Raw genomic sequence first — 13,789 nt, forward strand, 5'->3', positions numbered from 1 at the left:
GCCCCACACCGCTCCCTGATTGGTGCGGCGCGATGACCATCGTTTGGGTGCGGTGAAGCCGGAGTGAAGGCGGCCTGGCCTGGCCTTAATACCTGAGCCAGGCCGCTGATTTGACAGGGCTTCAGTCGAAGCCGCCATCGTCCTCGAAGCGCAGGTGTTTAACGCTGCGCCCATTGCGACGCACCAGTTTCAGGGCCTCAATGCCAATACGAATATGGCGCTCTACGAATTGGGCCGTCACGGTTCGGTCGCTTAACTCAGTCTTAACGCCCTCGGGAATCATGGGCTGATCGGAAACCAGCAACAGTGCCCCACAAGGAATCTTATTGGCGAAACCGGCCGCAAAGATGGTTGCGGTCTCCATATCCACGGCCATGCAGCGCGTACGGCGTAGGTATTCCTTGAAATGTTCGTCGTGTTCCCAGACGCGGCGATTGGTCGTATAGACCGTACCGGTCCAGTAGTCGTAGCCGAGGTCGCGGATCATGGTGGAGACGCCGCGCTGGAGCTGGAAGGCAGGCAGCGCCGGCACCTCTGGCAGCAGGTAGTCGTTCGACGTGCCCTCGCCGCGAATCGCCGCGATCGGCAATACCAGGTCGCCAATGGCGTTCTTTTTCTTGAGGCCACCGCACTTGCCGAGGAACAGCGCCGCCTTGGGCTGGATCGCGCTCAGCAGATCCATGACGGTCGCCGCATTGGGGCTACCCATACCAAAGTTGATAAGCGTGATGCCGTCGGCGGTGGCGTTGGGCATGGGCCGGTCGCGGCCCTGCACTTCCACGCCGTGCCATTGCGCGAACAGTTCCACGTAATGGCCGAAATTGGTGAGAAGAATATGTTCGCCGAACTGCTCCAGGGAGGTGCCGGTGTAACGCGGCAGCCAGTTGGAGACGATTTCCTGTTTGTCCTTCATTAAAACCCCTGCGGGAAACGCTGCATGGGGCATGCAGCGTGTTACCGGCGACGCCACGCCGGCTAGATGCCAGATCAGTGCCTGCATCTTAATGGGAGAGGGACCCCGTGCGCCCAGGGGCGCTCTTGGCATTTCCTTGAAGTGGCGCTGCCCACCATGGTGGCCGGTGGCCGTCCACCGGAGGAGATCGCCATGCTCGTCCTAGGTTTGCTGGTGGCCGTAGTGGCCTTGCTGGGTTTCGCCTTCGCCGGACGCGGCTGGCTGGCGTGGGTGTCGGCCACGGCGGTGATAGGGGGGACGCTGGCCATCACGGGCATCGTTTCGGAACGCTATATATATGGACTGCTATTTGTCGCCGCATTGGTTGCACTTGTAACTGGGCTTGCCCCGTTGCGACGAGTGCTTTTTGCGCGCGCATGGGCGCCGCGGCTGGCCAGAGTGATGCCGCGCCTGGGCGATACCGAGCGCATTGCGCTCGAGGCCGGCACCGTGTGGTGGGACGCGCAGATCTTTTCCGGTACGCCGGACTGGGATGCGCTGCTGCGCTTTCAGTGCAAGCCACTGACGCCACGCGAACAGGCGTTTCTGGATGGCCCGGTCACGACGCTTTGCGCCATGCTCGATGACTGGCAGATCGAGCAGGCGCGCGACCTGCCGCCCGCCGTGTGGGAGTTCATCAAGCGCGAAGGCTTCTTCGGCATGGTATTGCCCGAGCAATACGGTGGCCTGGGCTTGTCCGAGATCGCACACTCGCGCGTGGTCACGCGCATTGCCACACGTTCCGTGGCCGCCGCGGTCACCGTGATGGTGCCCAACTCCCTGGGTCCCGGCGAACTGCTGCTGCACTACGGCACCGAGGAACAGAAGCAGCGCCACCTGCCCCGACTGGCCGATGGCCGCGAAGTACCCTGCTTCGCGCTTACCGGCCCTGAAGCGGGCTCCGATGCAGCCGCCACGCAATCGGAAGGCATCGTCGAATGGGGGCAGTGGCAGGGCGAGCCAGTAATCGGCCTGCGCTTGAACTGGAACAAGCGCTACATCACGCTCGCGCCGGTGGCCACACTGATTGGCCTGGCGTTCCGTTTGAAAGATCCGCAAGGCTTACTGGGCGGTCCTGCCGATCGCGGCATCACCTGCGCACTGATTCCTCGCGATCTGCCAGGCGTGGTCATTGGCCAGCATCACGACCCCATGGGGGTTCCCTTCGCCAACGGCCCCACCGAAGGCCACGATGTGTTCGTGCCCATGGACGCCATCATCGGTGGCGTGGCCCAGGCCGGCCATGGCTGGCGCATGTTGATGGAGAGCCTGGCGGCGGGGCGTTCGATCTCCCTGCCCGCCCTGGCCGTTGGCGCGGCACAGATGGCCACGCGCATCTGCGGCGCGTATGCCACGGTGCGCGAACAGTTCGATACACCGATCGGCCGCTTCGAAGGCATCGAGGAACCGCTGGCGCGCATCGCCGGCCTTACCTATCTGATGACGGCAACGCGCACGCTCACCTGCGGCGCGCTCGACGCAGGTGAAAAGCCCGCCGTGCTCGGCTCGATCGCCAAGGCTTATCTCACCGAGGCCATGCGCGAGGTGGTGAGCGATGCGATGGATATCCGCGCAGGCGCAGCCATTCAGCGCGGCCCGCGCAACGCGCTGTCGCGCATGTGGATGTCGGTGCCGATCGGCATCACCGTGGAGGGCGCCAATATCCTCACGCGCTCGATGATCATCTATGGACAGGGTGCCATCCGCTGCCATCCCTGGGTGCAGAAGCTGATCACGGCGCTCGCCGCCCAGGACCTGGCGGCGATCGATCGCAGTACGTTCGGCTACCTCAACTTCGTATTTACCCGTGGCGTGCGCGCGCTGTTGCTCGGCCTGACCGGCGCACGGCTGGCGCGCGCCCCAGCCGACAGCGAACTACGCCGCGCCTACCAACAACTGACGCGTTTCGCTTCCGCATTCGCCCTGGTCTCGGATCTGTGCATGGTCTCGCTTGGCGGCTCACTGAAACGACGCGAGAAGATTTCCGGCCGCCTCGCCGACGCACTCGCCTGGCAATACCTCGCGGCCGCCACACTCAAGCGCTATCACGACGAACCCAAACTGGCCGCCAATCACGACCTTGCCGATTGGGGCGCAACGCTGGCCTTGTATCGCACGCAGGAAGCGCTGCGCGGCGTGCTGGACAACCTGCCTTCCGCGACGCTTGCGGCGTTCGCGCGCGTGCTGGTGTTTCCACTCGGCGCGCGCTTCCGTCCGCCGTCGGACCTCCAAGGTCAACGCGTCGCAAGGGCCATCCTGGAAGATCGCGAAGCGCGCTTGCACCTGACCGAAGACATCCACGTGCCCGGTCCGCACGAACCGGGCCTGGGCGAACTGGAGGCCGCCTTGAACAAGGCTGTGCGTGCCATGCCAGTGGAAACCAAATTGCGTGATGCCGTACGCAGCGGCCGACTGGAGCGTGGCCCACGCGACGAACTGGATGTCCGCGCACTCGATGCGGGCATCCTTACCCGCGAAGAGTACGACGCCCTCCACGAAGCCGATGCCGCACGCGACGCCGTGGTTCAAGTGGATGCCTTCGATGCCGATACTTACAAGCAGCTACGGTAGACGTTGTGCGGTGCAGGAAAAAAGTCTGGACGCCTGTCCAGGGGTCGGCAGCCAACACGGCGCATGCTATGTTGGCCGCGCCATTCACTGGGGGGTGAGACGATGCGGATGGGATTGGCCATCGATGCGGCCTGCGACGTACCGCAGGCATTTCTGCAGAAACACAACATCGCGGTAATGCCCATCACCATCCGGGTCGATGGCGAGGAGTTCCTCGACAATCGCAACCAGGTCGAGCTGCACCGCTTCCTGGATCGCAACCTCGGCAGCCGCAGTCATTCGGCGGAAACCGTGCCGTGCTCCATCGAGGAAGTGCAGCAACTGTTCCTGGACAAGCTGGTGCTTGAGCAGGACTGTGTGTTCTGCCTCACCATCACCGCCACGCGCAGCGCCATCAACGACCACGTGATCAAGGCCAGCTTCGCGGTACTGAAGAACTATCGCGCCGTGCGCGAACAGAACAACATCACCGGCCCCTTCCTGATGCGTGTGATCGATACGCGCAGCCTGTTCGCCGGCTCCGCGCCGGCGATCGTCGAGGCCACGCGCCTGATCGAGTCGGGGGAGACGCCCGCCGCGATTCGCGAGCGGCTCACGTATATCGCCAACAACTCCTACGGCTACATGCTGCCGCGCGATCTCTACTACCTGCGTGCCCGTGCCAAGAAGAAAGGTGACCGCAGCGTGGGTCTGTTCAGCGCCATGCTCGGCTCGGCGCTGGATATCAAACCCCTGCTGCGCGGCTACCGCGGCGAAACCGGCCCGGTGGGCAAGGTGCGCGGTTTCGAGCATGGCGCCGAAACGCTGTTCAACTATGCCGCACAGCGCGTGCACGCCGGCCTGCTGGTACCGGTCGTCTGCGTCAGCTACGGCGGGGATCTTGCCGAACTCAACAAGCTGCCCGGCTATGCCACCCTGCGCTCGGCCTGCGAAGAGTGCGGCGTGGAACTGATGGAAGCGCCAATGAGTATCACCGGCATGGTCAACGTCGGCGAAGGCGCCGTCACCCTGGGCTTCGCCGCCGAGGAACACCTCGCCGAGTTCTAAGCGCCTCGCACGGGGCGCGCTATTCAGGAAGCGTCCGCATGATTCGCGCGTGTGTCTTGCTCCTGCTGTTCGTGATCGGCGCGCCAGCCATCGCCGGTACGGCCTATCAATGCACGGGCCCCGACGGTCGGGTGACGTATCAGGATCGCCCATGCGGCAATGGCCAACGCCAGCAGGCCCTGCAACTGGACGACTCCCAACCGTCGCAGCCGCCACCGGCCACCGCGAACAGCGCACCGGCGACCGTGCCGGTAGCGATCAGGCCGCCCCCCAGCGAGCCGGATGTGCCATTGCCCGCGATGTACGCCTGCATCCGCGCCACCGACAGCAAGCCGTACCTCAGCGATAACGGCGACCCGCCGCCGTACCAGGTGCCCTACGGCATCCTCGGCGCGTCGCAATTGCCCCTTTCTACGGTCTATGGCGCCCCCAATGGTCCGGGAGCATCGGCACCCGAACTTAACCGTGGGCGCATTACCCCGGGCCTTATCGCCAACCACTATGTATGGGTGCAGGACGCATGCCGCCAGCTGAGCTACGGCGAAACCTGCCACGCGCTGCGCGATGCCTACGACGAGAACGCCAGCAAACTGCAGCGCGCGTTCAAGAGCGACCGCCCGCCGTTGGAAAAGCGCGAAGCGCAGCTGTTGGCTCAGCTGCGCCACTGCTGAGGCGACCGACGCTGGTCAAATGTTGTGCAAAGCGATGCAAGTCACTATCGTGCAAAGGGCCTGGCGACTTTTCCACAAGCTTGCTACCAGCCTTTCCCCAATCGCTGTGGAAAACCACGCACGACGAACACGATCGATGCGCGCAAGCGTGGTGACCGATCGCCGGCCCCCGCTACGTACACGTACATAGCGATTGCTCATTTCTTGCGCAAAGTCATGCAAGTCCCCGCCAGCAAAGGCGCCTGCGGAGTTGTCCACAAGCTTGCCACCAGCCTTTCCCCAATCGCTGTGGAAAACCGCGCACGACCAACGCTATCGATGCGCACACAAGCGTGGTGACCGAACGCATCGGCTCACTGCGTGCACGCAACCAGCGCTTGCTCATTTCTTGCGCAAAGTCATGCAAGTCCGCGCCAGCAAAGGCGCCCGCGGAGTTGTCCACAAGCTTGCTACCAGCCTTTCCCCAATCGCTGTGGACAACCGCGCACGACGAACGCTCGATACGCACACAGGCGTGGTGACCGAACGCAGCGCGTCGCTGCGTACACGCAACCAGCGCTTGCTCATTTCTTGCGCAAAGTCATGCAAGTGCCTGCCAGCAAAGGCGCCCGCGGAGTTGTCCACATGCTTGCTACCAGCCTTTCCCCAATCACTGTGGAAAACTGCGCTATCGATGCACACGTACACGTTGTGGCCGAACGCGCCGCTTCATTGCGAATGCGTAGCCCGCCTGTGGTCATTTCTTGCGCAAAGCCATGCAAGTTACTGCTCTGCAAAGGAGACGCGGACTTTTCCACAGGCTTGCCACCAGCCTTTCCCCAATCGCTGTGGACAAATCAACGCGCATTGTCGAAAAACGCATCATGATGGTGAAAGTTCAACGCGGGCGGGCAGTTGCCTCATCTATCCACAGGCTTACCCAAGCGCCGTCCACATTCGCTGTGGACAATCAAAACCCGTAATTGAGAAAGCCGCCATCCACGGCAAGTACCTGACCGGTGATGTAGCTCGCGGCGGGCAGGCAAAGAAAGGCGATGGCCGCAGCCACTTCCTCCGGCTCACCGATGCGACGCAACGGCGTACGGTCGAGTACTTCGTCCAGGTATTCCTCGTCCGCCAGCGCCGGTTCGGATCGCTGTGTACGGATGTACCAGGGCGCCACCGCGTTGACGCGGATGCCATCGGCGGCCCATTCGACGGCGAGGTTGCGGGTGAGCTGGTGCAGCGCGGCCTTGGTCATGCCATAGGGCGACCCGGTACGCACATGCGTGACGCCCGATACCGACCCCACATTCACGATCGCCGCATGCGCGTGCTGCACCAGCTGCGGATGCGCCAGGCGGCACATTTCGAACGCCGAAAACAGGTTCTGCTCGAAGATCGCGCGGTACTCGTGCTCTTGATACGCGAGCGTGGGCGCGGGGCGATTGCCGCCCGCGTTGTTGATCAATAACGACAACGGCGCGCCCAGGTCGGCCACCCAATCGAACACGGCCAGCCGATCTTCCTGCTCGCCCAGATCCGCGCCGAAAGCCAGCACCTCGATACCGGGGAAGTCGTCCATCAACTCCACCCGTACCTGCTCAAGGTAATCGGCATCGCGCGCCACCAGCAGGAGATTGGCGCCCAGACCCGCCAGCTCGCGAGCGGCGGCGTAGCCGATGCCCTTGCTGGCGCCGGTGATCAAAGCGGTGTGGCCCTGCAACTGCCAGGCATCGATGCGCGTATTCATAAGGCGAGCTTAGAGCCAGCCCGGTGCCCTCGCCTAGTACGCGATGCTTGCCGGCCCCCGACCGGCGCGGGACACTGGCCGCTCCTGCCGGAGGATCGACCATGAAGTGGCTTGCCCCGCTGTTATGCACCAGCCTGCTGGCCGCCTGCTCCGGCAAGCCGCCGACACCCGCCGTGCAGCCTGCCAGCGCCAGCACCGCGCGTGTCGCCACGCCCTGGGACGATCTGAAGAAGGACGAACAACGTGCCCGCGACGTTCAGAAAGTGGTCAACCAACAGGCCGAAAAGCAGCGCGAACAGGCGGAAGCGGCCAATCAGTAAGCCCCGGGCTTTGCCAATGGACGTCTAAACGGGCATGGTGGGAAACCATGAACCGGCCCATAACCCATACCGACCCCGCCAGCCCGCTGCTGGAGATCGACGACGCCAGCGTGATGCGTGGTGACCGCCTGATCCTCGATCACTTTCACCTGCGCATCGATGCGGGGCAGCACACCGCGATTCTCGGCGCCAATGGCGCGGGCAAGTCGACCCTGGTGCGCCTTATCACCCGCGAGTTCTACCCGCTGGCCCGCGGAGACGGTCATGTCGCCATCCGCGTGTTCGGGCGGGAACGCTGGCATGTGTCGGATTTGCGCAGCTTGCTCGGTATCGTGTCGCCCTCGCTGCAGGACGACTGCACCAGCGATGCGACCCTGGAGGTGGCCGAAGCAGTGCTGTCCAGTTTCTTCGCGGCGCGCCGGCTTGGGCTGGATCACCACATCACGAGCGCCATGCGCGTGCGTGCCGAAGAGGCGCTGGAACAGGCGGGGGCCACGCACCTGCTGGGCCGCACCATGGCCAGCCTTTCCACCGGCGAAGCACGACGCGTGCTGATCGCGCGAGCGCTGGTGCATCGTCCGCGGGCCCTGTTGCTGGACGAACCCTGCGCCGGCCTGGACATGGCCAGCCGCCGACGGTTCCTGGAAAGCCTGCGCGGCCTCGCCCAGCATGGCACCACCTTACTGCTGGTGACGCACCATATCGAAGAGATCCTGCCGGAGATCGGCCAAGTCGTGCTGCTGCGCGAAGGTCGCCTGCTACGCCATGGCGCCAAGGCAGACGTACTCACCGATGCACTGCTCAGTGAAACCTTCGGCCTGCCGGTGCAGGTGCAGCGCCATGGCGATTACTACGACGCCTCCATCAGCGGCTGACGCCGCGCTTAAAGGAACGCGCTTAAAAGAAAAGGCCCCGGCGCAAACCGGGGCCCTGGGTTGTCTCGGACCGCGCGTGCTCAGCGCGGCGAGCAGAAGCAATAAGCGTAGACGTTGGGACGCCCCGACTGGGCCGAACGCAACAGCTTCAACTCCGGAGCCATGGCGTTGATCTGCGTGGCCCACGCCGGCAGGTGCACGCCATACGCCTGCGCCACCTGCACCATCGCGTTCTCGTTGAGGCCGATCAGGAACTGTTCGAAGCCGCCCAGCGGTTCCTCCACGTAGCGCACCGGGTAACTCTTGCCCAGCTTGGCGCGGTTGGCCGCCTCCGCCACGGCGTCGCCCAGGCCACCGAGCTGGTCCACCAGACCGCGCTCCAGTGCCTGCTGACCGGTCCACACCCGGCCCTGCGCAATGGTGTCGATGGCGTCGTACGACTTGCCGCGCGCCTTGGCCACCTGGCCGACGAAATCGTGATAACCCTTGTCGATGGTCGCCTGGATCACCGTGCCCACGCGCGGATCGAGCGGACGCGTGATGTCGAAGGCGCCGGCCAACGGGCTGGTGCCCACGCCATCGCTCTTCACGCCCAGCTTGTCCAGCGTGCCCGGCACGGTGAGCACCATGCCAAAGATACCGATGGAACCGGTGATGGTATTGGGCTCGGCATAGATGCGATCGGCATTCATGGAGATCCAGTAGCCGCCGCTGGCCGCCACATTGCCCATGGACACGATCACCGGAATACCGGCTTGGCGAGTAAGCGCCACCTCGCGGCGAATCTGCTCGGCCGCATACACCTCGCCGCCCGGCGAGTTCACGCGCAGCACCAATGCCTTGGTGCGCTTGTCCTCGCGCGCCGCGCGCACCAACGCCGCGGTGGAGTCGCCGCCCACCGTTCCCTGCGGCTGCTTGCCGCCGGAAATCTCACCCTCCGCCACCACCACGGACACGCCCGGATCCAGGCCCGCGCCCGGATCAGGCAAAGCGTTGCCGTAATGCTGCAGCGATACCTGGCGGAAGCCTTCGCCCTTCTTGCCGGCGGGCACGCCTTCCTTGCGCATCATCGCTTCCACTTCGGCCGGCGTGGCAAGGCCGTCGACCAGATGCTGGTCGAGCGACAACTGGCCCAGGTCGCCGCGTGCGCTGGCGATCTTCTCTGGCAGGCCGTCGATATCGGCGCGCAGGGTCGCCGCATCCAGCTTGCGCAGCTTGGCCACGTCATTGACGTAGCTGTCCCACAAGCCGCCCATCCAGAAGCTGTCCGCTTCCTTCGCCTCGGCCGAGGCATGGTCGAGGATGTACGGTTCCGCCGCGCTCTTGAACTGGCCCACGCGGAACAGATGCACGTCTACGCCCAGCTTGTCGAGCAGGTCCTTGTAGAACAGGCGATAGTTGGCGAGGCCGGTGATCATGACCCCGCCCTGCGGATCGACCAGGATGCGATCGGCATGCGCGGCGAGGTAATACTGACCCTGATCGTAGCTCGGCGCCCACACGACCACCGGCTTGCCGGCGGCGCGGAAGCGATCCAGCGCCGCACCCACTTCGCGCAGTGCGGCAAAGCCGCCGCCCTGCAGTTCGCCCGGTTCCAGCAGGATACGCGTGATGCGCGTGTCCTTGGCGGCGGCGTCGATCGCCCCCACCAGATCGCGCAACTGGGTCTGTTTGGGCGGATTGCCCGACAACTGCGCCAGCGCGCGTTGCATCGGCTCGATGCTGTACTGCTCGACCAACTCGCCCTTGGGCTGGATCACCAGCACGCTGTCGTTCTGCACCAGGTGCTGGCCGCGGCTACCCAGGTAACCGCCCAGCAACACCAGCGCCAGCACGAACAGCACGAAGAAAAAGACCAGGTTGATGATGACCAGCCTGACTACGTTGATACCGCGCCCAAGGACGCAGAGAAAGGCCCAGAAACCAGTGGGGCGGCGGTCCGTCATGCGAAGTTTCCTCAGGATGTCGGCCACAGCGTAGCCGTTCAGGCGATCAAGGTCATGTGGCAAAACGGCTGGGCGCGATGGCGGCGCAAGCTGCCCAGCAGGGCGGGCTCAGGCGTGTCGCCGCCAGCGCTCGTGGAAGGCATTGCGCCAGAAACGGGTGAACAGCATCGCCGCCGCCATGGTGAGACCAACGATCAGGCCCACCCACATGCCACGCGCACCCATGTCGTGGCGGAATGCCAGCCACCAGCCCACCGGCATGCCCACGCCCCAATAAGCGAACAAGGTGATGACCATCGGCACGCGGGTGTCCTTGAGGCCGCGCAGCGCACCGTTGGAGGTCACCTGGATGCCATCGGAGAACTGAAACAGGCCGGCCAGCAACATCAGCTGCGCCGCCAGCGCGATCACGCCGGCGTCGTGCGTGTACAGGCGCGCCAACAGATGCGGCATGGTCAGCATCACCGTGCAGGACACCGCCTGGATGCACAGCGCCAGCGCGATGCCGCAAAACCCGGCGTAACGCACGCCACGGGCATCGCCTCGTCCCACCGCATTGCCCACGCGCACGGTGATGGCCATGGACAAACCTAGCGGGATCATGAAAGCCACGGTGGCCACGCTCAGCGCCACCTGGTGGCTGGCCACCACCGTCTCGCCCAGGGTGGCGATGGCCAGCGCCACCGCCACGAACAAGCCACCCTCGGCAAGCAAGGTCACCGCCATGGGGCCGCCGATCTTGAGCAGGTCCAGCAGCATTTTCGGCCTGGGCCATGCCAGCCCTTCGCGCAGGCCCAGGTCGCGATAGGCCGGATGCTTGGCGACGTACAGCGCGAAGCCCAGCATCTCCAGCCACAGCACGATGGCCGTGGCGATGCCGCTGCCCAACGAGCCCAGCGCAGGCAGGCCGAACTTGCCATACATCAGGAGGTAGCCCAGCGGCGCCAGCACCAGCAAACCGCCGAAGCTGAAGTACATGGACGGACGCGTCATCGACAGGCCTTCGGAAAGGCCGCGCAAGGCAAAGTAGCTGGTCAGCGCCGGCGCCGCCCAGCTGATCGCATGCAGGAAGTGCATCACGTCGGTGCGCAAGGTGGGCACCACCCCGATCCAGTCCAGCATCGGAGTGGCATGGCGAATCAGGAACCACATCACCAGGCCCATCATCCAGGCGAGCCACAGCGCCTGCACGAATACCGCACCGATCTCGTGGCGACGCTGCGCACCGTCCAACTGCGCCACGGAGGGGGGCACCGCCATCATCATGCCCATGCCGCTCACCAAGGCCAGCGCCCAGATGCTCACAGCGGTCGTCACGGCCGCCTGCACGTGGGCGCTCAAATGGCCGGCCAGCACGGCATCCACGAAATTGGGGCCCACCGCGGCCAGCTGCGCGGCGATGAGCGGTAAGGCGAGGCGCACCGTGGCGCCGACCTCGTGCGCCACCTTGGCGCGATCGGGGCGGAAAAACTGCATATATGGGACTCCTGGGCCACCCAGTTTACAGGACCGTGCCTTTTTCACCCCGAAACCCGCGTATGGGGATGCCCTGCCGGTCACTCGCTTATGCCAAGATCGCGGGCTGATCGACTCGGGGGAGGGGACATGAAGAAGGAATTGGTGTCGTTCGAGGGCGTGCACTGCGCCAACTGCAGTGCGCCGATGCAAGGCGAGTTCTGCCACGAATGCGGGCAATCCATCCACACCGTGCTGCGCCCCATGCATCACATGGTGGAAGACACCCTGGACATGGTGCTGCACGTGGATGGCCGCATCGTGCACACGCTGCCGCCGCTGCTCTACCGCCCAGGGTTCCTCACCCTGGAGTACTTCTCCGGGCGCCGCCAACGCTACGTGGCGCCGTTCCGCCTGATGTTTGTGCTGTGCCTGATGGCCTTCTTCGTATGCCATCTGGCGATGGACGGCGTGCACTTCAACGAAGCCTCGGTGGAGGCCAGCGCCGGCACCGGCGACTTCGCCAAGGACCTCACCCCCGATGCCGTGCGCAGCCACTACGAGCAAAAACGCAAAAGCGCCGACGAGAGCACCGCCGACACCAGGCAAGGCGAGAAGGCTGAGCGCAAACAGCTGAGCGTGGAACGAGACCACGCCAACCATCGCCTGAGCGAGTTGGGGGCCGCTCCCATTCCCAGCACCACCCTGGATGGCTGGAACGGCCAATCGAAGAAGGTCCGGGTGAGCTGGCTGCCCGCCAGCATCAACGATCGCATCAACCGCTCGCTATCGCACGCCGCAGAGAACGTCAAAGAGATGTCCTCCGGCGGCGAAGCCAGCGTGGAAGCGCAGGAGCGCGTGATGTCCGGCGTCTTCGCGATACTGCCGCAGACCATGTTCATCGTGATGCCGCTGTTCGCCCTGCTGCTCAAGCTGGTCTATGTGTTCAAGCGGCGCCTGTACATGGAGCACCTGATCGTGGCCCTGCACAGCCACGCCTTCATGTTTCTGGTGCTGTTGCTGGGCTTGCTGGTCGGCCTGCTGCGCAGCTGGTTGCTGCCGCATGCGCCCTGGACCGACAAACCCCTGCTACTGGCGCTGTGGGCACTGGGTCTATGGGTCCCGGTCTACCTGTGGTTGATGCAGAAGCGCGTGTACCGCCAGGGTTGGTTCATGACCACGGTGAAGTACTTGTTCGTGGGCTGGTCCTATACTTGGCTGATCAGCACCGCGCTGGGCATCGCCATCCTGCTGGGCATCGCGCACTAAGCGCCGCCAACCGCAACACTTCTGTGACACACATCACACACAAACAGTGCCCTGGCGCAGGTTCGCGCCATCGCCAGGCGCCCCGGTTTTCAGGGTTTTGCACAGCGTCACACGGCTGTCAAGGCAAGTCCCGTGCCTATGGCAGTTGTATGAATGCCAGCCGAGCAAATTTTGTAAGTCATTGATTTTAATTTGTCTTTTTTCATGGCTAAAACTTGCCCAGCACGTCCCGAAGGGCGTTTTCATGCGGCTCAGGGGCCTCCCTCAACGGTGCATCCACAGACTTATCCACAGCGCCTGTGGATAACCACAAAAGCCCCCTGCCGATAGTCACTTAGCCCCGCTTCCTAGAGGACGGGACAGCAACCCGTCGCAAGCGTCCGCCCCCATGCCATTCGCCGCCGCACGCACGCCGCACGGTCGAGCGACGCAGGGGGTAACGAGCCGGTTACACTGGGGCGTCCTGAGGTTTCCATGCCCGCCGTCCTACGCGTCGCCCTTCCGGTTCCCTTACCGACCCTGTTCGACTACCTGCCCCCGGCCCAAGGCCTGGCGGAAGCGGGCAGTCGTGTCCTGGTGCCGTTCGGCAAGGGCAAGGCGGTCGGTATTGTGGTGGAGGCCGGGGTGGAGTCTGCCGTCGGCAGCAATCGGCTCAAGGCCGCACTACGCGTGCTGGATGACGCCCCCCTGCTCGACGCCGAGTTGATGGCCACCCTGGCCCGCGCCGCCGATTACTGGCTGGGCGCCCCTGGCGAGGCCTACGCCAACGCCCTGCCGCTCGCCCTGCGCGAAGATCGCCCGCTACCCGACCCACGCGAGGAAGCCTGGGAACTCACCGTGGCAGGCCGCAGCGCGCTCGACGCCGGCAGCCGCCGCGGTGGCAGCCGGGCCTTGCTGGAAGCACTCGCGCGCGGCCCCCAGACCGCCGAGCTACTGCATGAACTACTGCCC

10 protein-coding genes and 1 pseudogene are annotated in these 13,789 nt (G+C 64.6%); 7 read left to right on the top strand and 4 right to left on the bottom strand.

Features of this window, described 5'->3' with window-relative positions; translation table 11 throughout:
• Positions 1–121: 121 nt before the first annotated feature.
• Complete coding sequence (locus JHD67_RS19330) at positions 122–913, bottom strand: AMP nucleosidase (RefSeq protein WP_199100816.1); 792 nt, start codon at positions 911–913, stop codon at positions 122–124.
• Positions 914–1,105: 192 nt separating this feature from the next.
• Between JHD67_RS19330 and JHD67_RS19335 the strand changes: the two genes are divergently transcribed.
• The 3 genes from JHD67_RS19335 (at position 1,106) to JHD67_RS19345 (ending at position 5,241) form a co-directional block, all read left to right on the top strand.
• Positions 1,106–3,523: an acyl-CoA dehydrogenase gene (locus JHD67_RS19335; protein WP_199100817.1), complete on the top strand. Its 2,418-nt coding sequence runs from the start codon at positions 1,106–1,108 to the stop codon at positions 3,521–3,523.
• Positions 3,524–3,625: 102 nt separating this feature from the next.
• Complete coding sequence (locus tag JHD67_RS19340; RefSeq protein ID WP_199100818.1) at positions 3,626–4,570, top strand: DegV family protein; 945 nt, start codon at positions 3,626–3,628, stop codon at positions 4,568–4,570.
• A 38-nt stretch (positions 4,571–4,608) separates the two neighbouring features.
• Positions 4,609–5,241 (top strand): DUF4124 domain-containing protein, encoded by a 633-nt coding sequence (locus JHD67_RS19345; RefSeq protein ID WP_199100819.1) that lies wholly within the window; start codon positions 4,609–4,611, stop codon positions 5,239–5,241.
• 949 nt (positions 5,242–6,190) lie between these two features.
• Here JHD67_RS19345 and JHD67_RS19350 read toward each other — a convergent pair.
• Positions 6,191–6,973: an SDR family oxidoreductase gene (locus JHD67_RS19350; protein ID WP_199100820.1), complete on the bottom strand. Its 783-nt coding sequence runs from the start codon at positions 6,971–6,973 to the stop codon at positions 6,191–6,193.
• 101 nt (positions 6,974–7,074) lie between these two features.
• Between JHD67_RS19350 and JHD67_RS19355 the strand changes: the two genes are divergently transcribed.
• Positions 7,075–7,293, top strand: coding sequence for a hypothetical protein (locus tag JHD67_RS19355; protein WP_199100821.1), 219 nt, complete (start codon positions 7,075–7,077; stop codon positions 7,291–7,293).
• 47 nt (positions 7,294–7,340) lie between these two features.
• Positions 7,341–8,168: an ATP-binding cassette domain-containing protein gene (locus tag JHD67_RS19360; RefSeq protein ID WP_199100822.1), complete on the top strand. Its 828-nt coding sequence runs from the start codon at positions 7,341–7,343 to the stop codon at positions 8,166–8,168.
• Positions 8,169–8,248: 80 nt separating this feature from the next.
• Here JHD67_RS19360 and sppA read toward each other — a convergent pair whose 3' ends face one another.
• Both sppA and JHD67_RS19370 read right to left on the bottom strand, forming a co-directional pair.
• Entirely contained in the window at positions 8,249–10,114 is a 1,866-nt protein-coding gene (gene sppA / locus JHD67_RS19365) for a signal peptide peptidase SppA (RefSeq protein WP_199100823.1), read from the bottom strand.
• A gap of 108 nt (positions 10,115–10,222) precedes the next feature.
• Entirely contained in the window at positions 10,223–11,590 is a 1,368-nt protein-coding gene (locus tag JHD67_RS19370) for an MATE family efflux transporter (RefSeq protein WP_199100824.1), read from the bottom strand.
• Between the two features lie 129 nt (positions 11,591–11,719).
• Between JHD67_RS19370 and JHD67_RS19375 the strand changes: the two genes are divergently transcribed.
• Both JHD67_RS19375 and JHD67_RS19380 read left to right on the top strand, forming a co-directional pair.
• Entirely contained in the window at positions 11,720–12,838 is a 1,119-nt protein-coding gene (locus JHD67_RS19375) for a DUF3667 domain-containing protein (protein ID WP_199100825.1), read from the top strand.
• A gap of 474 nt (positions 12,839–13,312) precedes the next feature.
• Positions 13,313–13,789 (top strand): annotated as a pseudogene (locus JHD67_RS19380) (primosomal protein N'); the annotation flags it as partial.

The sequence above is a fragment of the Dyella sp. ASV21 genome (genome assembly GCF_016428975.1).
Taxonomy (GTDB): Bacteria; Pseudomonadota; Gammaproteobacteria; order Xanthomonadales; family Rhodanobacteraceae; genus Dyella.

What these genes read in the sequence shown, in the direction of transcription:
- JHD67_RS19345 (WP_199100819.1), top strand. Translation starts at nt 4,609, where the DNA reads ATGATTCGCGCGTGTGTCTTGCTCCTGCTGTTCGTGATCGGCGCGCCA.
- JHD67_RS19360 (WP_199100822.1), top strand. Translation starts at nt 7,341, where the DNA reads ATGAACCGGCCCATAACCCATACCGACCCCGCCAGCCCGCTGCTGGAG.
- JHD67_RS19375 (WP_199100825.1), top strand. Translation starts at nt 11,720, where the DNA reads ATGAAGAAGGAATTGGTGTCGTTCGAGGGCGTGCACTGCGCCAACTGC.
- JHD67_RS19355 (WP_199100821.1), top strand. Translation starts at nt 7,075, where the DNA reads ATGAAGTGGCTTGCCCCGCTGTTATGCACCAGCCTGCTGGCCGCCTGC.
- JHD67_RS19350 (WP_199100820.1), bottom strand. Translation starts at nt 6,973, where the DNA reads ATGAATACGCGCATCGATGCCTGGCAGTTGCAGGGCCACACCGCTTTG.
- JHD67_RS19370 (WP_199100824.1), bottom strand. Translation starts at nt 11,590, where the DNA reads ATGCAGTTTTTCCGCCCCGATCGCGCCAAGGTGGCGCACGAGGTCGGC.
- JHD67_RS19330 (WP_199100816.1), bottom strand. Translation starts at nt 913, where the DNA reads ATGAAGGACAAACAGGAAATCGTCTCCAACTGGCTGCCGCGTTACACC.
- sppA (WP_199100823.1), bottom strand. Translation starts at nt 10,114, where the DNA reads ATGACGGACCGCCGCCCCACTGGTTTCTGGGCCTTTCTCTGCGTCCTT.
- JHD67_RS19340 (WP_199100818.1), top strand. Translation starts at nt 3,626, where the DNA reads ATGCGGATGGGATTGGCCATCGATGCGGCCTGCGACGTACCGCAGGCA.
- JHD67_RS19335 (WP_199100817.1), top strand. Translation starts at nt 1,106, where the DNA reads ATGCTCGTCCTAGGTTTGCTGGTGGCCGTAGTGGCCTTGCTGGGTTTC.